23 protein-coding genes are annotated in these 17,531 nt (G+C 62.3%); 12 read left to right on the plus strand and 11 right to left on the minus strand.

Annotated elements, in window-relative coordinates; translation table 11 throughout:
- Window positions 1-112 precede the first annotated feature (112 nt).
- Window positions 113-967: a sugar phosphate isomerase/epimerase family protein gene (locus tag NKJ06_RS17115; RefSeq protein WP_352628766.1), complete on the minus strand. Its 855-nt coding sequence runs from the start codon at window positions 965-967 to the stop codon at window positions 113-115.
- Window positions 968-1,064: 97 nt separating this feature from the next.
- Window positions 1,065-2,099 (minus strand): LacI family DNA-binding transcriptional regulator, encoded by a 1,035-nt coding sequence (locus tag NKJ06_RS17120; RefSeq protein WP_352628767.1) that lies wholly within the window; start codon window positions 2,097-2,099, stop codon window positions 1,065-1,067.
- A 145-nt stretch (window positions 2,100-2,244) separates the two neighbouring features.
- Here NKJ06_RS17120 and NKJ06_RS17125 point away from each other — a divergent pair, with 145 nt between their 5' ends.
- Window positions 2,245-3,276: a hydroxyacid dehydrogenase gene (locus tag NKJ06_RS17125; RefSeq protein WP_352628769.1), complete on the plus strand. Its 1,032-nt coding sequence runs from the start codon at window positions 2,245-2,247 to the stop codon at window positions 3,274-3,276.
- A gap of 616 nt (window positions 3,277-3,892) precedes the next feature.
- Here NKJ06_RS17125 and NKJ06_RS17130 read toward each other — a convergent pair.
- Both NKJ06_RS17130 and NKJ06_RS17135 read right to left on the minus strand, forming a co-directional pair.
- Window positions 3,893-4,096: a hypothetical protein gene (locus NKJ06_RS17130; protein WP_352628771.1), complete on the minus strand. Its 204-nt coding sequence runs from the start codon at window positions 4,094-4,096 to the stop codon at window positions 3,893-3,895.
- Entirely contained in the window at window positions 4,093-4,386 is a 294-nt protein-coding gene (locus NKJ06_RS17135; RefSeq protein WP_352628773.1) for a hypothetical protein, read from the minus strand. The genes NKJ06_RS17130 and NKJ06_RS17135 overlap by 4 nt, the downstream gene beginning before the upstream one ends.
- A gap of 370 nt (window positions 4,387-4,756) precedes the next feature.
- Between NKJ06_RS17135 and NKJ06_RS17140 the strand changes: the two genes are divergently transcribed.
- Window positions 4,757-5,500 carry a Crp/Fnr family transcriptional regulator gene (locus tag NKJ06_RS17140; protein WP_502905629.1) on the plus strand — a complete coding sequence of 248 codons (744 nt, stop codon included), beginning with the start codon at window positions 4,757-4,759 and terminating at the stop codon, window positions 5,498-5,500.
- Window positions 5,501-5,531: 31 nt separating this feature from the next.
- On the opposite strand, the gene NKJ06_RS17145 is transcribed toward NKJ06_RS17140, so the two are convergent.
- Window positions 5,532-5,813, minus strand: a complete 282-nt coding sequence (locus NKJ06_RS17145; RefSeq protein WP_352628777.1) for a hypothetical protein — start codon at window positions 5,811-5,813, stop codon at window positions 5,532-5,534.
- A gap of 219 nt (window positions 5,814-6,032) precedes the next feature.
- Between NKJ06_RS17145 and NKJ06_RS17150 the strand changes: the two genes are divergently transcribed.
- From NKJ06_RS17150 to NKJ06_RS17160, 3 genes are all read left to right on the plus strand, one after another.
- Window positions 6,033-6,776, plus strand: coding sequence for a helix-turn-helix domain-containing protein (locus NKJ06_RS17150; protein WP_352629003.1), 744 nt, complete (start codon window positions 6,033-6,035; stop codon window positions 6,774-6,776).
- Between the two features lie 169 nt (window positions 6,777-6,945).
- Entirely contained in the window at window positions 6,946-7,239 is a 294-nt protein-coding gene (locus tag NKJ06_RS17155; protein ID WP_352628779.1) for a hypothetical protein, read from the plus strand.
- A 297-nt stretch (window positions 7,240-7,536) separates the two neighbouring features.
- A complete protein-coding gene (locus NKJ06_RS17160) occupies window positions 7,537-9,519 on the plus strand; it encodes an acyltransferase family protein (RefSeq protein WP_352628781.1) in 1,983 nt (660 codons plus the stop codon).
- 110 nt (window positions 9,520-9,629) lie between these two features.
- Here the strand turns inward: NKJ06_RS17160 and NKJ06_RS17165 are convergent, their stop codons facing one another.
- Genes NKJ06_RS17165 through NKJ06_RS17175 form a run of 3 tightly spaced genes read right to left on the minus strand, consistent with a single transcriptional unit; the run spans window position 9,630 to window position 11,669 of the window.
- Window positions 9,630-10,235, minus strand: coding sequence for a hypothetical protein (locus NKJ06_RS17165; RefSeq protein ID WP_352628783.1), 606 nt, complete (start codon window positions 10,233-10,235; stop codon window positions 9,630-9,632).
- An 8-nt stretch (window positions 10,236-10,243) separates the two neighbouring features.
- The gene (locus NKJ06_RS17170; RefSeq protein WP_352628785.1) at window positions 10,244-10,552 is read right to left on the minus strand and encodes a hypothetical protein; all 309 of its coding nucleotides are present in this window, start codon (window positions 10,550-10,552) and stop codon (window positions 10,244-10,246) included.
- A complete protein-coding gene (locus NKJ06_RS17175) occupies window positions 10,530-11,669 on the minus strand; it encodes a TIGR04255 family protein (RefSeq protein ID WP_352628787.1) in 1,140 nt (379 codons plus the stop codon). Before NKJ06_RS17175 ends, NKJ06_RS17170 begins: the two co-directional genes overlap by 23 nt.
- 206 nt (window positions 11,670-11,875) lie before the next feature.
- On the opposite strand from NKJ06_RS17175, the gene NKJ06_RS17180 reads away from it, so the two are divergent.
- Window positions 11,876-12,184 (plus strand): hypothetical protein, encoded by a 309-nt coding sequence (locus tag NKJ06_RS17180; RefSeq protein WP_352628788.1) that lies wholly within the window; start codon window positions 11,876-11,878, stop codon window positions 12,182-12,184.
- 53 nt (window positions 12,185-12,237) lie between these two features.
- Here NKJ06_RS17180 and NKJ06_RS17185 read toward each other — a convergent pair whose 3' ends face one another.
- On the minus strand, window positions 12,238-12,834 hold the full coding sequence (locus NKJ06_RS17185; RefSeq protein ID WP_352628790.1) for a DUF6456 domain-containing protein: 597 nt from the start codon (window positions 12,832-12,834) through the stop codon (window positions 12,238-12,240).
- 169 nt (window positions 12,835-13,003) lie between these two features.
- On the opposite strand from NKJ06_RS17185, the gene NKJ06_RS17190 reads away from it, so the two are divergent.
- Both NKJ06_RS17190 and NKJ06_RS17195 read left to right on the plus strand, forming a co-directional pair.
- The gene (locus NKJ06_RS17190; RefSeq protein ID WP_352628792.1) at window positions 13,004-13,285 is read left to right on the plus strand and encodes a DUF982 domain-containing protein; all 282 of its coding nucleotides are present in this window, start codon (window positions 13,004-13,006) and stop codon (window positions 13,283-13,285) included.
- A gap of 108 nt (window positions 13,286-13,393) precedes the next feature.
- Complete coding sequence (locus NKJ06_RS17195) at window positions 13,394-13,702, plus strand: DUF982 domain-containing protein (protein WP_352629005.1); 309 nt, start codon at window positions 13,394-13,396, stop codon at window positions 13,700-13,702.
- A gap of 171 nt (window positions 13,703-13,873) precedes the next feature.
- Here NKJ06_RS17195 and NKJ06_RS17200 read toward each other — a convergent pair whose 3' ends face one another.
- On the minus strand, window positions 13,874-14,623 hold the full coding sequence (locus NKJ06_RS17200; protein WP_352628794.1) for a GcrA cell cycle regulator: 750 nt from the start codon (window positions 14,621-14,623) through the stop codon (window positions 13,874-13,876).
- Between the two features lie 581 nt (window positions 14,624-15,204).
- On the opposite strand from NKJ06_RS17200, the gene NKJ06_RS17205 reads away from it, so the two are divergent.
- The 3 genes from NKJ06_RS17205 (at window position 15,205) to NKJ06_RS17215 (ending at window position 16,606) form a co-directional block, all read left to right on the plus strand.
- Entirely contained in the window at window positions 15,205-15,909 is a 705-nt protein-coding gene (locus NKJ06_RS17205) for an XRE family transcriptional regulator (RefSeq protein WP_352628796.1), read from the plus strand.
- A gap of 98 nt (window positions 15,910-16,007) precedes the next feature.
- Complete coding sequence (locus NKJ06_RS17210; protein WP_352628798.1) at window positions 16,008-16,298, plus strand: ribbon-helix-helix domain-containing protein; 291 nt, start codon at window positions 16,008-16,010, stop codon at window positions 16,296-16,298.
- Window positions 16,295-16,606, plus strand: a complete 312-nt coding sequence (locus NKJ06_RS17215; RefSeq protein ID WP_352628800.1) for a type II toxin-antitoxin system RelE/ParE family toxin — start codon at window positions 16,295-16,297, stop codon at window positions 16,604-16,606. Before NKJ06_RS17210 ends, NKJ06_RS17215 begins: the two co-directional genes overlap by 4 nt.
- Before the next feature lie 11 nt (window positions 16,607-16,617).
- Here NKJ06_RS17215 and NKJ06_RS17220 read toward each other — a convergent pair whose 3' ends face one another.
- Complete coding sequence (locus NKJ06_RS17220) at window positions 16,618-16,920, minus strand: hypothetical protein (protein ID WP_031260430.1); 303 nt, start codon at window positions 16,918-16,920, stop codon at window positions 16,618-16,620.
- A 187-nt stretch (window positions 16,921-17,107) separates the two neighbouring features.
- Between NKJ06_RS17220 and NKJ06_RS17225 the strand changes: the two genes are divergently transcribed.
- Window positions 17,108-17,482 (plus strand): hypothetical protein, encoded by a 375-nt coding sequence (locus NKJ06_RS17225; protein WP_352628802.1) that lies wholly within the window; start codon window positions 17,108-17,110, stop codon window positions 17,480-17,482.
- Window positions 17,483-17,531: the final 49 nt, after the last annotated feature.

The raw sequence follows: 17,531 nt of genomic DNA on the forward strand, positions 1-17,531 counted from the left end.
AAGTCCGTTCCCCACGTGGAAAGCCGATCGCGAGGCCTGTATTGAGGGCGCCATGCCGAGGCCTCGTGGCGCTGAGCGCAAATCATCCTCGAGGCGAAGATCGCAGCCGACCTCACCCCAGCGTCAGCCCCGCCTTCCTCGCCTCCTCGCGCAGGAACGGCAGGCCGACGCCAATGACATCGTCCGGATTGTCCGCCACCGGCCGCCACACGGCCAACCCGCCGGCAATGTCGACATCGACATGGTTCATGCTTTCCAGGGTGATGGCGCCGGTGTAGCCGATGTCTGATATCGCCTTCATGCAGGCCCCCCAGTTGAGCATGCCGCGCCCCGGCACGCCGCGATTGGCCTCGGAGACATGGACGTAGCCGAGATAGGGTGCGGCGGCGCGGAAGCCGGCCTCAAAACTCTCCTCCTCGATATGCATGTGGTAGGTGTCGAGATGGATGAAGATGTTGTCCGCGCCGACGCGCTCGATGACTTTGGCCGCATCGATGCCGCGATTGATCAGATGCGTCTCGTAGCGGTTGCACGGTTCGATGCCGAGCTTCAGCCCATGCGCCTTGGCTGCCTTGGCGGCGCGCGCGAGGAAGCGGCACATGCCGTCGATTTCCTCGGCCGTCGGCGCGCGTCCGGAAGTCTTGCCGATCGTGCCATAGGTGACGCCGCCGAGCGCCTCGCTGCCCACCGCCTCGCATACGCTGAAGGCCGGTTCGAGGAAAGCCAGCGCCTCGTCCGGCCGCGCCACCACATCGAGTGAAGCCGGCAGTCCGAGCGACGGGATAAGCGCGACACCCCAGCGTTCGGCGAAGGCGCGCGTGCGCCTGGTGTCGATCTCCTCGGGGCGCAGCAGCGGGATTTCCAGCAGACCGACGCCGAGCCCCTTCAACCGCTCCATCCACGGCTCGATCAGGTCGAGGTTCCAGACAGGGGCAATGGCGAAAGTGTGCAATCCAAGGATATTCATCGGCTCCAGCCTCTCTGTTCGGTCACCGCCGCGGCGCTGGTGTCGCCGCCGCCGACGACGACGATGCGGCAGACGACTTCGTTCATGTTGGGTTTGGCTATGACAAGATTGGCGAGCCAACGGATTCCCGCATCAAGACCCGGCAAGGCTCGAGCCGCGCGATCGGCGGTCCCTCCCCGCCTTCAATCCTGGCAAACAGCGCTTCCATGGCATGGCCGGCGATCTGGCGCACCGGCTGCACCACGGCGGCGATGGCCGGCCATGTCACCTGCATCCATTCGGCATCGTCGAAGCCGACCAGCGAAATGTCGTTGGGGCAGTGCCAGCCACGTCGGCGGAATTCGGACAGCGCCACCAGCGTGCCCTTGAGGAACAGCGAATAGACCGCCGTCGGGCGCTCTCCCTTTGCAAAATAGTCGCGCAACTGCGCCCTGAGCGGCTCGACATCGGTTTCGGCAAGCACAACGTCGATGCGCACATCCGGTGCCAGCGCCCGTGCGGTGGCGCGAAAACCATCGAGGCGGGCACGTACTGTCGCCGCCTGTTCGCCAAGGCCGACGACCAGGATATGGCGGTGGCCCTTGCCGATCAGTTCGCGCGCCACCTCGGCGCTCGCGGAAGCACTGTCGGCCGATACGGTGTCGAAGGCGTCGTCGGACAGCACGCGGTCGATCAGCACGCCGGTCATGCCGTTGGCCTTCATGAATGCGGCCGCCGGGCCGTGCTCGTTGCGCACCGGCGCCAGCACCACGCCGGCCACCCGCCAGTCATGCATGCGGGCCAGTATCTCCGTTTCGCGCGTCTCGGATTCGCGGCTCGATGCCGCCACCAGCGTGTAGCCGCGCTGCTCGGCGAGGCTCTCGAGCTGGGTGACCATCTGGCCGAAGAACTCGCTTTCGAACTCGGGCATGATGGCGCCGATAATGCGGCGCCTGGCCCTGCGCATGTCGGAGGCCAGCGGATCGACGCGGTAGCCCAACAGCTCGACGGCGTCGAAGACACGCTGCGCATTCTCGGGCTTCACCGTGGTGACGCCGGCCATCACCTTGGAGACGGTGGCGGCCGACACGCCGGCACGGCTTGCCACGTCGTGAATCGACGGACGCCGCTGCTGATCCTGCCTATGCGCCATTGTTCCTCCTCCCGAGGTGCGAACGTCAGCTTTTGTCGTCCGCTGGAGAATGCGTAAATCGATTTTTCTTTGTTGTAAATCGTTTAATCCAAGGTAATTTGCCCCCGAGAAAGGGCGATCAGGATCGCGCCGGGAGGAAACCGTCATGCCGAACAAGGATTTGCCGCTGGTCATCAGCGCGCCGGAACCACGCACGCTCGACCTCATCTTCACGCCGCTGCAACTGGCTCGCTTCAAGGCGAAATACCGCATCGTCGAGACCACCGCCGACGGCGTTGCGAAACTGCCGGCCGATGTGCTGGCACAGGCCCGCTACATCGTTGGCCAGCCGCCAATATCGCCCGAAACGCTGGCACGGATGACGGCGCTGCGCTGCGTCTTCAACGTCGAGACCAATTTGATCAACAACATGCCTTACGAGACGCTGTTCGCGCGCGGCATCCATGTCGTCACCACCGGCCTGGTGTTCGCCGAGCCGGTGGCCGAGCTTGGCCTTGCCATGGCGCTCAATCTCGCCCGCGACATCGTCGACGCCGACCTCGCCTTCCGGCAAGGCAGGGAATTGTGGGGCGGCGACGGCAATTCGACGGCGCGGCTCTTGTCCGGCGCCGATGTCGGCATCATCGGCTTCGGCGATCTCGGTCGCGCGCTGAACCGGCTGCTGTCGGGCTTCCGCACCCGAACCAAAGTCTTCGATCCCTGGCTGCCGCCCTCGATCCTCATCGACAATGGCGTCGAGCCGGCCTCGCTCGATGACGTGCTGTCGACCAGCGACTTCGTCTTCGTCGTCGCCTCGGTGACCAGCGAGAACCAGGGGTTTTTGGGCGCCGAGGCCTTTGCCAGCATGCGAAAAGGCGCCGCCTTCATCCTGCTCAGCCGCGCCGGCGTCGTCGATTTTTCCGCCCTGATGGCGGCGGTGAAGAGCGGCCACATCGTCGCCGCCAGCGACGTCTTCCCCGAAGAACCGCTGGCGCAGGACCATCCTGTGCGTGCTCTGCCCGGCTTCCTGCGCTCCGCCCACCGCGCCGGCGCGCTCGACGTCGCCTTCAAGCGGATGGGCGACATGGTGCTGGAGGACATGGACCTGATCGACCGCGGCCTGCCGCCGTTGCGCTCCAAGCGCGCCGAGCGCGAGACGGTATCGCGCATGCGCTCCAAGCCTGCCAACAGGAATTGAAAGGGGCCGTTTTCGTCCCTGTCCGGTTGGCCGGCCTTGACCGCTTCAGCTTGGCAAGAGCGCGGCCGGCGACGACGCTGCCTCGTTGGGTACGTTTTCAGACAGTTGGCGTTGGTCGCTAACTCACTGCTGGCAGCGCTCCTCCGCCGAGACAGTTGGCTCAAGTCGCGACCAGCAGCCGTCGCTGACGACATGCTGCACGTGCATTCGGTGCCGGCCTCCCCGGTCGGAACATTTTCTTTCGGCCCGCATTCTGGAATCCACCGAAGGAGAGTTTTCTTGACCCGACTGCCTCAGGATAAAGACCGGATTGAACGTTCCACCCGCGAGGCTCAGTCCATCATCGCCATCGAACGTCAGGCGCGTGAGGCAAAGACGGCGCGGCTTCGAGAACTACGGCTTTCGTCGGAGACACCGGCTTCGAGTGGGACGGCAAAGCGCAAGCCCCGCGCCCGAAAAGCGACAGGCAAAACTATCGACGTGAGGTGAGCTTGTGCTCGACGTTGTATTCGAACACGGAGGTCGCCTGGGTTCCTGGAACGAAATACCTTTTGCGAACTTGCAGGCGTCAAGAGCGCTTGTGAGCATTGCGCGCCCGCCAGCCGCATCGCAGCGTTCATGGCTGCTTTTTCGACCTGCGTGCGACCGCTTCCATGAAGGAGCGTGCGGCAGCGTCGCAAGCCGTTCTGGACGGTCCGTTTGCGAACAGCACGACCTCCGCGGCTTTCTTCGACATGCCGTATTTCTTTGCAAAGACCGCGGTGTCGTAAGGCTCGTTTTCAACCCCGGGCGTCGAGGACGTGACCCTGACCTTGGTCATTGCCGAGTCCGCCTGAAACTCTCGAGCAACTCACTTTCATTTCGGCAGCCATTCTCGAAAAGCGAGAACACCGTGGCTGCCAGCTGCTGCACGTCCGGCTCCACCGACATCGGGTTCAGTTTGCGTTCGGAGCAGACCTGATCGAAGACGCGTTGGCATAGCTGCAGGTCGGAAGGATAAAAGCCGGGATGGCGCTTGTTAAGGCTCGACATGAGAATCCCCACTCCGAGCAGCGCCCCACTTGCATGACGCTGTAATCGAAAATCTAAATTGGCGGCGAGGAGAGTCAATATCGACGTTATCACTGTACGGATCGTACAATTCTCCCGCGGGCAAACTCTGTCGTTGGCTGGCTTTCGAAGGCTTCGCAGTGACCCGGGGATGGCGCCATTGTCGTTAGCCGACGGATTTTATCGGCCCTCCCCGTGATCCGCCTCTCTCGGACAATATGTCGGTTTCGTACCAAGCGACGTTTGGTACGTTTCCGACACTAACGTTTGGGTCGATCTTTTCGTATGCGAGCGGCTTTGGGGGGCGCCGTGCACCGAATTCCTAGATTTCTCCATCCGGAGCCCCTATATGTGGGCGATCGTCCGCACGTTGTTACGGGCGCGGACGGCTGGGAGATCAAATGGCTCTTGCCCTGCATTGGGCTGCGCCATGACTAATCCCGATAAAATCCCAGAACCCAACCAGAACCACCAATACCGAAATCGGCTTTTGCGGCGGATGAGCGCGGATGACCTTGCGCTGCTCAAACCGCATATGCAGCGCTGCGCGCTGCCGTTGCGCATGATGCTGGTGACCCCAAATGTCCCGATTGAGGCGGTCTACTTCATCGAACAGGGCATCGGCTCGGTGGTCGCCAGGACGACGAGCGGCCACGAGGCCGAAGTGGGCTTCATCGGCTTCGAAGGCATGACCGGATCTTCGCTGGTGATGGGCGACGACCGTGCGGTGCATGCATGTTTTGTACAGCTCGAGGGCGAAGCCATCCGCATCGAAGCCGGCGCTTTCAATGCAGCACTGGCGGCAAGTGCGACCTTGCGCATGTTCCTGCTGCGCTTCGTCAATACGCTCCAGACCCAGGCCGGCTGCACCGCGCTCGTCAACGCGCGGCTGAAGCTCGAAGAGCGGCTGGCACGCTGGCTGCTCATGTGCGACGACCGGGTGCCCGGCGAACACCTCGCCATCACGCACGAATTCCTGGCCATCATGCTTGGTGTCAGGCGGCCAGGCGTCACCGTCGCGCTCCAGCTGCTCGAAGGCCGCGCGTTGATCCGCTCGCGCCGTGGTGAGATCGTCATTCGCGATCGCGCCGGACTGCTGGAACTGGCCAATGGCAGTTACGGCGAAGCCGAGGCCGAATATGTCAGGCTGATCGGCGAGATCGGCCAAGTCTGAATCGGCCAAAGCCTGAATCGGGCAAGCCTGATCAAGAGCGGTTGCCGCCCGCGGCCGGCTTGCCCGATGGGCCGACTTTGCCGGACCGTGCCGCACTGCCTCCAAAGGCATCCGCCGCGCCGTGCCGGCTAATTGGCAGCCCGGCATGTTCGAGGCTTGCGAGCTTGCATTTCGTCTGTTCGGCCGCCGCTCCGACAAGGCAATCGATGGCGACCATCGCGCCGGCATGCTCGCTGGCAGCGACCGCCTGGCGTATCTTGCTCAATTGCGCGTGCGTGTAGTCCAGAAGCTCGACCAGGTCGGTATGATCCAAACCGCCCTCCATCACAGGATGTCGAGAGGCCGATACGAGGTCGCTCTTGGCACCGAAATACGCCCATTTGCAGGACTTGCATAGCCAAACCGTCAAAACCGTACGGTTTGCCTGCTCTATTGGCCAAAGGTCCTTATTTGCGCCGGCCCGACAGTGTGAGATTGATATATAAGCAAGTGCTTGAATAATGGTTCGTACGTCTATCGCGGTGACGATGTCGTGCCAATTCGTGAGAATCTCGCCGCCAACCTCAGGCGGCTGATCAAGCGCCACGCTTCCGTGAGCGCGGTGTGCCGTGAGCTTGGCATCAACCGCACCCAGTTCGAGCGCTATCTGCAAGGCCGGGCCATTCCGAACAAAGCCACTGCTGGGCTGATCTGCGATTATTTCCAGATCGACGAGAATGAGCTGTATCGCGAGCCCGCCGCCACACCAGCCAAGGACAACGGCCACGCATCGCTGTGCCAGACACTGTATGAGAACATGGTGCGGCCCCCGTCGCCCGCCATCGCTGGCGGCACCTATTTCACCTATTTTTCGGTCCCCGGCCGCCCCGACCTTCTGATGCGCTCGGTCACCTTCGTGCGGCGCGAGGCCGAGCTGGTCACCTTCAGGCGGGTGACGCGGTGGGCCCCGGGCGACGGCCAGGGCGGAGCGAGAATACCCGGCAACCATTACGGCGTGGCGATCTCGCGCCTGAACTGGATCTACTTCAGCGGTATCAACCGCCGCCAGACCGGCGAGCCCTCGATCATCACCGTGCAGTGGGCCTCCATCTCGGAGCCGGTTCTGGTCGGCAAGGCGATCGTCCTGGCCGGATCGGGGCCGGCCTTCGTGTCGGTCATCATGCGGCAAGACGTCACCAGTATCAGCATGAGACGGGCGATGCAGATGGCCCATATCGTCAGTCTCGACGACCCCGGCGTCGATCGCCTGGTGGTCAGTCTCGCGCGTGAAACCTGATCCGCCGGCGCCCAACCGGAAAAATTCGGGAAATTTTCAAGCTTTTTCGACTATATTTTTCTTCGATCGGGCGTCTTTGCGCAAAACAAGCCGGAACTTTCATCCAGACCTGTCGTTTTTCAAGACGATCGTTGCTCGACGATCTCAAAGCAACAGGGAGGATTATACCATGAACATCAAAATGATCTGCTTGGGCGCCATGGCGCTTTCGATGGTCGGCGGCGTGGCGTTCGCCAAAACATCGGCTCTCGACGATCCGGCCAAGATGCAGCCCTTCTACACCGACACCGGCATGAAGACGATGGTCAGCAACGACGCCTTCGTGAAGGCGTGGAAGGCCCTTACGCCGGACGACCAGACCGCGATGATGAAGGCCTGCGAGGACGAGGCGAAGGACGCCAACGCGGCCAACACCCACCCGGAATTCTGCAGCAGTGTGAAAGCAATCGGCGGCAGCAAGTAGCAGGCCACCGGACTGACGAGGAGGATCAGCGCCGCCCCTGATCCGCCTGCCGGCACCTTCGTATAGTGACGGGGAAAAGTGCCCGGCCGGAGGGGCGGCATTTGCGAACATGATTACCGTCGTCAACGGACGCCGACAGTCGTTTCCTACCGTCTCGCGGCAGGGTGCGCCTGCCCTTTCCCGACATCTCCCTATTCCGGTCATGTTGCGTTGCGATAGATTTGTTGCATTGCGATATCAGCCAGCCCGACCGATACTGCCAAAGGCTCGGGGCTGGGCGTGCACGAAGGAGCCATCGTGGCAGCATCGTTCCGGCCGGACATACAGGGATTGCGCGCGCTCGCCGTCGGCGGCGTCGTTGCCTATCATTTCGGCCTCACCGCGCTGCCCGGCGGCTTTGCCGGCGTCGATATCTTCTTCGTCATCTCCGGCTGGCTGATATCAACCCACCTCATGCAGGAGATCGGTGATACCGGCCGGCTCGACCTCTGGCGCTTCTATGCCAGGCGCGCGCGGCGGCTTTTGCCGGCAGCTTTGTTCGTCATCCTGGCGACGCTCGCCGCCGGCTACTTCATCCTGGCGCCGCAAGAGCAGGCGCTCTACTCGCACGGCGCCATGTTTGCCTCCGCCTACACCATCAATCTGTGGCTGCTGCGCTGGTCGTTCGACTATTTCGCCGCCGATGCCACCAGCAATCCCTTCATCCACTTCTGGTCGCTGTCGGTGGAGGAACAGTTCTATTTGGCCTGGCCGGCACTGCTTCTGCTGGCCGCCTGGCTTCGTCCGGGCCGGCGAACGGCCGTGGCGGTGATCGGCGCGGCCGGCCTCGCCTCCTTCGCCGCCTGCATGTGGCTGACCACCGTAGCGCCAGCCTGGGCCTTCTACTTCTCGCCACTGCGTGCCTGGGAGTTCGCCGCCGGCGGCCTTGCGACGCTGGTGCCTGCGGCTTTCCTGCGGCACCAGCCATGGTTGCGGCCTGCACTTGGCTGGCTCGGCCTGGCGCTGATCGCGGCGGCCTACGTGCGCTTAAGCGAGAACATGCCTTTCCCCGGCTGGCGTGCACTGCTTCCGGTTGCCGGCACCGTGCTGGTGCTGCTGAGCGGCGCCGGCGCGCAACAGACCGGCAAGCAGGCCGAACCGCGGACCGGCTGGCGGGCTTTTGCGCCGGCCACCGCTCTGTCGCTGCCGCCGCTGCAATGGATCGGCTCGCTCTCCTATTCGCTCTATCTCTGGCATTGGCCGGTCATCGTCTATGCCGGGATGCTGGCGCCGGACCTCACCGTCGCGCAGCGCCTTGGCTGCGGCGTGCTGGCGCTGGCGCTGTCGGTGCTCACCTATCATTTGATCGAGAACCCTGCCCGGCGCGGCGCCTGGCTGATGGCGGGCGCCCGTGCGCTGGTCCCGGCCTTTGCCCTGACCGGTGCCGGCGTGGCTGTGGCCTATGCCAATGCGCATCTGGCCACGCGCAACATCGACCCCGCGCAGCGTGGCATCGAGCAGGCTGCCGAAAAACCTTCCATCGTACGTGCCGCCGACAAGAACTGCCTGGCCGACTTCCAAACGGTGACACCAAAACCCTGCGTGTTCGGCGCGGCGGACGCCGCCCACACCATCGTGCTGTTCGGCGATTCGCATGCCGACCACTGGTCGACACCGCTGATCGAAGCAGCCAAACGCAACGACACCAAGGTGGTCACCTATCTCAAATCGTCGTGCCGCGCCTCGCGGCTCTCTACCTTCAACACGGTGCTGAAGCGCGACTACACCGAATGCGACGCCTGGCGCGAGCAAGCCATATCAGACATCATCCACGCCAAGCCACGCCTGGTGGTGATCTCGGAATTCTCGATCGGCAACCTGACCCGCGACATGCCTGCCGCCGATCGCGCCGCCGAGACCGCGCGCTGGCAGTCCGGCCTGCGCTCGACCCTGCAGGCGTTCAGCCGGGCGGGTGTCGAGACGGCCGTCATTCGCGACACGCCGCTCAACGCCAGCTTCGCCGACTCCTGCGTGGCGCGCGCCTTGTGGTGGCGCGAAGCCCCCTCGCCGCACTGCGACACTCCCAGGACCGAGGCCGCCAACGACAGCATCGCCGCCGCCGAGCGCGCCGTGGTGAACAGCGTCCCCGACACGCGCTACATCGACCTTACCGACCGCTTCTGCGGCCCGACATCCTGCCACGTCGTCATATCAGGCCAACTCGCGTTTCGTGACCGGCACCATCTGGCGACGGCCTTTGCCGAGACGCTGGAGGGGCCGATTGAGAGGGCGCTGTTTTAGCGTGGGATAGGCCTTCTGCACGTTTACCGGATGAGGCGAGGTCCGCGACCCTTAAATCGGCGGCGCTCGTCACACATATACAGTTTTGTGGAAGTCTAGATGAAAAGCCTCTAGCCTGCCGGGCTCGGGCTCACCACTTTAGCGATCTTGTGGGGCTCAGGCACACCGACTCTCTGTAGATAGAACGCTGCACGCGTTTGAAACTGCTCCCGATATGGCATTTCCAAGCGGCACCTGCGCACGGCAACACCAGCGTTAACCTGTTTGGCTAGATCGAGCGGAGAGATGCTGAAGAAGCGCCGAAAGTCGATTGCGAGATCCGGCAGCCCTACGCTCGAAAGGTCATATTTTGCGTGAGCTGCCTCAAGTGCATGGTAACGTTCATCTTTATTTTGGACAATCCGCTTCCAGATATCGCTGCCATCTACTTGGCTACGCAAAACATGCGTTTCATGGGCTTCGTACAGTAATATGCTCGTGATCTGGGGCACCCCGCCTGCAACCATGCTGTTATGATGTTGCAGCAGATCGCAGTCCTGAGAGGCGATAATGGCGTAGGCATGCAGAATCTCTTCCACACCACCATCTTCAGGATCATAGCGATATTGCACAATTCCAGAGATTATTTCGCCTTGCCGAAACTCCAAGGCCGGATCGACCGTCGCATATATCGACGGCCCTGACAGAACCTGGACTGTGACCTCCCCCGCGGTCATGAGCCCAATCAGTCGGTGAAGGAAAGCGGCTGACGCTCAACCCGACGAACGCTCTTTGCCATCATCCGCTTCGGAGGATGGTCAATAACAGGTCGTCGATCGACTTCGACCTTCGCCTGTTCGAATTCATATATGTCCGTCAGAGCTTCGCAGGCTTGTGTGAGCGCGCGGCCCTGTAATTGCCCCAAAACATAGAGGCATACTGCCCTATATGCGGCCGAAATGGGCAAATTGTTCGCGTTCCCAGTCACCTCCACGCTCGTGACAAAGTCTGCCTTGGCTTCGATGCCGTGGTCAGTGACCGACCATTTCAGCAACGGGCCGTGGCCCAAGTGCGTTGTGAAGAAAGTCGGAAATGCACCACCTGAAGGCGTATCTCGCCCGAGCGTTGAATCTTCGCAGATAGGAATGCGTATCAGCGATGTCATTCTGCTTCTCCGTGTAGCAGTCGATGTCAAATACATAGGCCTTTTCGAGGCCGTTTTCACGTTGCCCAAGGCCGTGTTGAAGAAGGATGCCTTCTTGCCGGTCGTGCAGCATGGCTCTTACAACGCTGAAGGCCTCAGTAATTCGCTCGTTCGAGAACTCCGAGTGCGCCAGCTGTCCACGAATGTTTTCGCTTAAGAGAGCCGCCCACTGCACATCTCCGATGTCGAAATCTGCCGGCACCACTGCGTTCTGATAGCGCAGGCCGATTCTAGTAAGAAAACTCGGCTTATATATGTTGGTGAGAGCTTCGACTGCCAACCTTACCGGGGCTTCGAAGTCCTCCCATCTTGTATAGTTGGATGAGGTTACAGACAAGGCATCGGGAGCTAACGCGATCGTGGTTGCCCTGTCCTGCGACAAAAACTGGTAATTGGACTTCTGCTGAGCAGCGGCTCCGAGCATTTTTGCCACCTCAGACGGCAAATTCTGCAAGCCGGGCGGCAACTGCTGCTCAACAATTGGATACAGATTTCGAACCGCATCCTGAAAATCGGCGGGTGGACTGGCCTCAATACGAAGTATCTTGGGAAAGCGAATTTGGCAAATCACCTGGATCAATGGCGACTTTGCGTAGATCACGCGCTCGGAATTCGGGAAGAATTCGTCGCGTTCAACCATTCCTCGCCCCGGTCCCCTCATTTCGTTGAGGCAGCATACGCCGCGAGTTCCTTTAAAAGGCAATACCGTGGCCTCGGAATTTGACGAAAAAAATGCTTCTCTGGTAATTTTCTCACCTTTTGTCGCTCCGCAATCACCGCCGCAGCTTGCGACGGCGCTGGTTTCTGGCAGCACAGCGTTTGGCCGCATATCTTTGGCCGTTGCCTGATTCCATGGCCATCCGGTCGGATTTCGTTTCATTTCCCGATCCAGCGGCACCTCCTCACTCATCATCATCCCATAATGCACCGCCAGCAGATCCAGCCCGACCTTCAGCAGCTTCGTCACCACATCTCGGCCACCGCCAGGCTCTTGATCAAGCCTTCCACGCAAGCAGATTCCCCGCCACGGCAGCCACATCCCACTTGGCGGACCAGGAAAACAGCGGCCCAGGGCACTCGCGCCGCGGTATCGGCATCCTTTGTCTTACGAATCTGTGGAACGCTGCCGCGTCTCGGGGGTTATATTAGGCCAACCTTGAAAAGGAGGTAGCTATGAAGAAGCTCCTGCTTGTTTCGGTTATCGCCATTGCTTCGGCGGCGGCGATGATCGCCCCCGCTGATGCCCGCAGTCGTATCACTATCGGCATCGGCGGCTATGCCGACAACTATTACGGCGACGACTATTACAATCGTTACGATTATCGTGATCGCTACGTCCATCGCCCCTATTACCAGTATGACGTCTACGACAACGGCTACCGGCCGCGTTATTTCCACCGGCGCCACCATTGCCACATCAAGCTGATCAAGCACTGGCGCCATCACCACAGGATCGTCGAGAAAATCCGCATCTGCAGATGACCTGATCTTTTGAAACGGATCCGGCCGGCACTGCCGGTCGGATCGCCGCGCCCTCACCGCCTCCCCATCGTCATCCCGTAGTGCACCGCCAGCAGATCCAGCCCGACCTTCAGCAGCTTCGCTACGACATCCCTGTCCTCCCCCGTCTGCTCGGCCATGCCCTTGATCGACCCGCCCGCGCAGCAGACTCGTCGCACCACGGCGGCCACTTCCCAATGGCCCAGCGCTCTGGTGGCGGCGGCGTGGGCGCGGCCTGCGTCCAGCACGCTGTCGGCGATTCCGCCGCCGTGGCGGCCGCCGTCGACGCGCTCGGTCCAGCGCATCGGCTTGACGCTGGCCTGCTGGCTGCAGCGGAAATCCTCGCGGTAGCGAAGCCCGGCTTCGCGCTGCTGGCGCGACAGCGAGGTGATGCCCAGCAGCGGATCGATAGTGCCCACCCGCACGATGCCGCCGGTGGCGGTGAAGCCGTCATTCGATACCTCGTAGACGCGGGCAGCCTCCCGCGTGCCGGCGGTCAGCCGCTTGCGGCCGAAGGCGTCGTCCTTCAGTGCGAAATCATGGCCGATCTCGCGGCGGATGCGCACCTGCTCGGCCTCGCCCTTCGGCAGTTTCGGCGCCTGCGGCTTTGCGGGTTTGGCTTTCCTGGGCATGGGGCGGGTCCTCGGTTGGGGTGTTGGGTTGCAGATCGCCGACGAAAATCGGAGACATAGAGCCGCATGAAGGGCCGTTCGCTTGTACCTCTACAGCCGTGCCGGCATCCGGCTTGATGGAACCAGCGCGAATTTTCGACGTTATGCGGCGTCTACGGGAGACATGCAGATGACAGCCTTCATGCCCGTTACCCTGCGCTTTTGCGACAACAGAACCATGCTCGTCGGTTCGGTGGCCGAGGCCGCCGGGGCGCTAAGGCAGCAATGGCCCGACAAGACCTCGCCGGGCTATGTCGAGGCGGCCCGGCTGGTTGCGCTCGCCGTCGACGGCACCTGCTGCCAGCGCATCGCCTTCGAGGCTCTCACCAAGGCGGCCAGGCAACAGAACATACTGGTGACCAGGCCGAAAAGCCGCGCCCATGACTGGCTGGACGCCGTGGTCAGTTCGTGAAAGGCGCGCGCCGACCGGAGAATTGATGCAACCGCCCGCCCGCGCGGCGCGTTTACTGGAGCGGTAAGTGAAGCCGCGCGCAAAGCGAAGGTGAACGCCGTGGGTACCATGAAGACTGGAGTTCCGCTTAAGGTGCGAATGAACGGAGAGATCGAAGAGATCGACAGCGTCAGCGAAGCCGCCGATTTTCTGCAGCGCTGGCCGCTCGAGCGGCGCGGCCATGTCTACCGCAGCGCCCTCAACGCCTGCAGCGCTGCAATCGCCGCGCAGATTTCCGAAGCCGATGCCATGAAAGTGTTCACCGGCTTTGCCCGGGTGGCCAATATTCTGGTGGCCGAAGGCGGCCCGACCATGACGCCCGAGGCCAAAACCATGCAAAGCCACATGCCCAAGCAGGGCCGGCAGGCGCCGAAATAGGGCGACGAGGCTTCTTTCTCCCCGTTTACGGGGGTGAGGCGTGGTCTGCGCAGCGGACGAAAAGCCAATTGCTTGGCTTTTCGAACAACGAACGCCCGGCAGGGCAATGAGGGGCGGCGCTTCGGTCAGATGCTTGAAGTTCATATCTGCTTTCCACTTCAGTGCTGACCCTCATCCGCCTGCCGGCACCTTCACCCGGCTAACGAAGGGACGCTTCCTCTCACCCGCCTCCGCCACAAAAACGCGGCGCTGGAAGCGCGCCTGATGATAGGTGCAGTAGCTTTTCAGCGCGCTGGTCCGCATGCCGCAGCACAGCATGTCGGCACCCGGCCGGCCGCCCGGCGCATCCCCCTCTTCAGCAATGGAAATGTCGGGGTCCTCTTGCAGCGTCAGATCCAGCGGCGCGCGGCAGCGGGAAAACAGGCAGTCGATGAAGCGCATTGCCACGCCATGCGGCTGGCGGCCAATGGGCGCACGCGGCGGCACCGGCAGCTTGAAACGATAGGTCTGGCCGTCGGCGATCAGCACGCCCACCTCGCGTATGAACAGGCGCGGCGGCAGCCGGGCCGGCGAAGGGTCGCGCTTGGCAGCCGCCTCGCACACGCCGGGACCGCTGGTGGCGGCGTCGATCGTGCCGGCGACAGGCTTGGCGCTCACTTTGCCCTGCGCCGGCATGCCATTTGCCAGCTTGCTTCCAGCATGCTTGCCCGCAGCCCGCTTGGCCCCGACCGGCAGCCCTTTGCCATTGGCAAAGCCGATCGCGCCCAGCATGGCGTTGCGGTGCACGATGCCGACAATGGCATTGCGCGATACCGGACTGTCGCGCAGCGCGCTGAATGCCGTCGCGATCCTGGAGGCGGAAAGCCCCGCCTTCAGCCAGCAGGCGATCTCGTGCAATTCCGCGTCGGTGTAGCTTGCCATTTCCAGGCTCCATCCAAAATTCTGCCTTCGGCCGCGCGCCGTGAGGCAAGCGTCAGGGGTTGGCCCGCCGGGCCGTGCTCAGGGTTGTGTGGTTCGAGAGGCGGCTGACGCCGGCTCAACCGGCCCGGCTTCGCAGCCCGTCGGTTCAACGAGACGCGAAAGCCGCGCCTCGGCCGTTTTTCTGTCGGGGGCGGAAACCGCCCTGCCCGTCAGCCTGTCGAACAGGATGACGGTGCCGTCTTGGGTGCGGATGCACGACCGAGCGGGCAAGCCGGCGCCATGCCGGTCGTATTGGGGGCCGGAGCCGCTGGGAGCGGCGGCTCCGGCCGTTCCGGCCGCCAGGGACGGGCGGACCGGACCCGAGGCTAGTGCCTTAAAGCACCTAACCTCGGGCTTCGCCCCGGCCGGGGAGGAGGACAGCCGGGACGGAAGGGTGGCGGCGAAAGTCGGATGCGCCTCGCATGAGGCCGGCGCCATTGCGCCATGAAAGCTGGACAGGTTTTGCATGGCTGTATATAAGCATAACTCAAAAATCGATGCAAGCCATTCTTTCATAGACGAGAGCCGCTTTCATCGCTCACATGGGTGCCATGGCTAAAACGGAACTGTCGATCAAGGTCGGGGCGGCGATCCGCAAGGCGCGCAAGCAGCGCGGCCTGGTCATGCGCCACATTGCCGAGCACAACGACACCGATGTCGCCGCCGTCGGCAACTGGGAAACCGGCCGCAACCTGCCCAAGACCGAGAACCTCTTGAAGACCGCCGCCTTCCTGCGCGTCGACCCGGTAGCACTGGGCCAAGGGCAGGTCGTCTTCCTCGACGATGCCGGCCCGGTCGCCGACGCCGAGATCGTCACCGATGCCGCCCCCCTGCCCGCCGGATCGATGGATATCGAGGTGCTGGGCGCGGCCGTCGGCGGCGACGATGGCGATTTCACCTTCAACGGCGAGCCGGCAGGCTATGTCCAGCGCCCGCCGGGCGTCCGCAACGTGCCAAAAGTGTTCGCGCTGCACGTGCTGAGCGATTCCATGGTGCCGCGCTACGAGCCCGGCGACCTGATCTATTGCGGCGGCCGCGACGCCGTGCCGGGCGACCACGTCGTGATCGAGACGTTTCCAGAAGAAAACGAGCGCAACGGCAAGGCCTTCATCAAGAAGCTGGTCAAGCGCACCGCAGCCGAGCTGGTCGTCGAGCAATACAATCCGCCGAAGACGTTAACCTTCGACCGCTACGCCATAAAACACGTCTGGCGCGTGATTCCGCTGAAGGAATTGCTAGGGTATTGAAGATTCATCGCGCCCAAGTGCCATCATTCCGCTAGCGGCAGCTTGCGCAACAGCGTATGATTAAGTCATACGCATCCCATTTACCCAGGGCAATGACAATGCGCACCACCCAGCCACTAACCATTACCTTGCCGCTTGAGATGGCGCAGATGGTGAAGGACAAGGTTTCATCCGGCGAGTACGCCACCGAAAGCGAGGTCATCCGCGATGGCTTGAGAACTCTTGCCGCACGCGACGCAGCGGTCGATCGCTGGCTGCGGGAAGAGGTTGCGCCAACAATGGATGCGCTTCAGAAGGACCCTTCGCTCGTCTCGCCTCTCGAGGAAGTACGCAAGCGACTTCACAACCGCATTGATGCACTGGCGGGCAAGCGTTCACGCCAAGTATGACGCACAGGGTCGCCTTCAGTGAGGCCGCAGAAAAAGACCTGCTGAATTTGCTGATCTATCTGGTTCCACAGGCTGGCGAACGAATTGCGCGAGCCTATGTCGATCGCCTCATCGATTACTGTTCGGACTTTGTTACTTTTCCCGAACGCGGGACGCGCCATGATGACGTCAGGCCAGGCCTCCGCACTGTGGGCTATCGCAGGCGGGCGACGATTGCATTCACCATCAAAGACAAGACCGTGACGATTGTTCGAATCTTTCACGGCGGGCGAGACGTCATCCTCTCCGACGAAGACGACGCCTTCTGACGGCCACTTCATCAAGCCCGTCTCGACCCCTCCAGCGGCACCTCGCGCTCATTCAGCATCCGCGCTTCGCTACGCACCCGCTGGCGCTCGTCGATGAACGCCGCTTGGATCGTGACGGTTGCCCCCGGCAGCCCGTCGGCACGGCAGGCCGAGCAGACGATGCGGCCCGACAATGCGGCCAGCGGTGTATTCCCCGTCACCCCGAACCGCTTCAACTGATCGGGCCGCCACCATCTGTTGCGGCCGCAATCGGCGCACTCGACCGAGATCGAGGCGACATGCGCGATCACTGGTTCCCTGCCCGGCAATGCCATCGCCCCTCCTCACCTTTTTTGTTCCTGATTTGTTCGTATATTCCTGCCTTTTGCGCCGGGAGTCGAGTCGCAGTTTTCAAACAGTCCCAAAAGTTTTTCTTCTATGATTTCTTGAGTTATGCTTATATACCTTTGCAAATGTGAGTCGGGACACGAACCCACTGCCACATCAGGCCCGGGAGTGACGATGGACGCCGCCGATTTCGCCCGTGCCTGCGGTTATACCGGCGACAGCCCTGCCCTTCTCGAAGCCTTCGAAGCAATCCGCCGCAACGGCATCGCCCATGCCCGCCAGGATCACATCAGGCGCAAGGCTGTTATCGACGAGTTGAAACACTCGGAGATCTTGTTCCTGGCCGCGATCGGCCCCGCACTCTCAGCCGAGGAAGCTCTCGAGGATGCCGCCCGCTTCATCGCCTGCTGGCGCAACATGCCGCGCTGGCGCCAGGAGCGGCGCCTGACCGACCTGATCAGAGCCAAGCAACAGCGGCTCGTGGCGCGCTACTTCCGCCGTTACGGCCATCTTCTGTGGGCATGCGAGACTGAGAAGCGGTTCGCATAGCGAGGGGAGATGTCCGGCAGGACAGAGGGGAGTGTGACTGAACACAAAC

The organism is Mesorhizobium sp. M0293, assembly GCF_040321735.1.
Classification (GTDB): Bacteria; Pseudomonadota; Alphaproteobacteria; order Rhizobiales; family Rhizobiaceae; genus Mesorhizobium.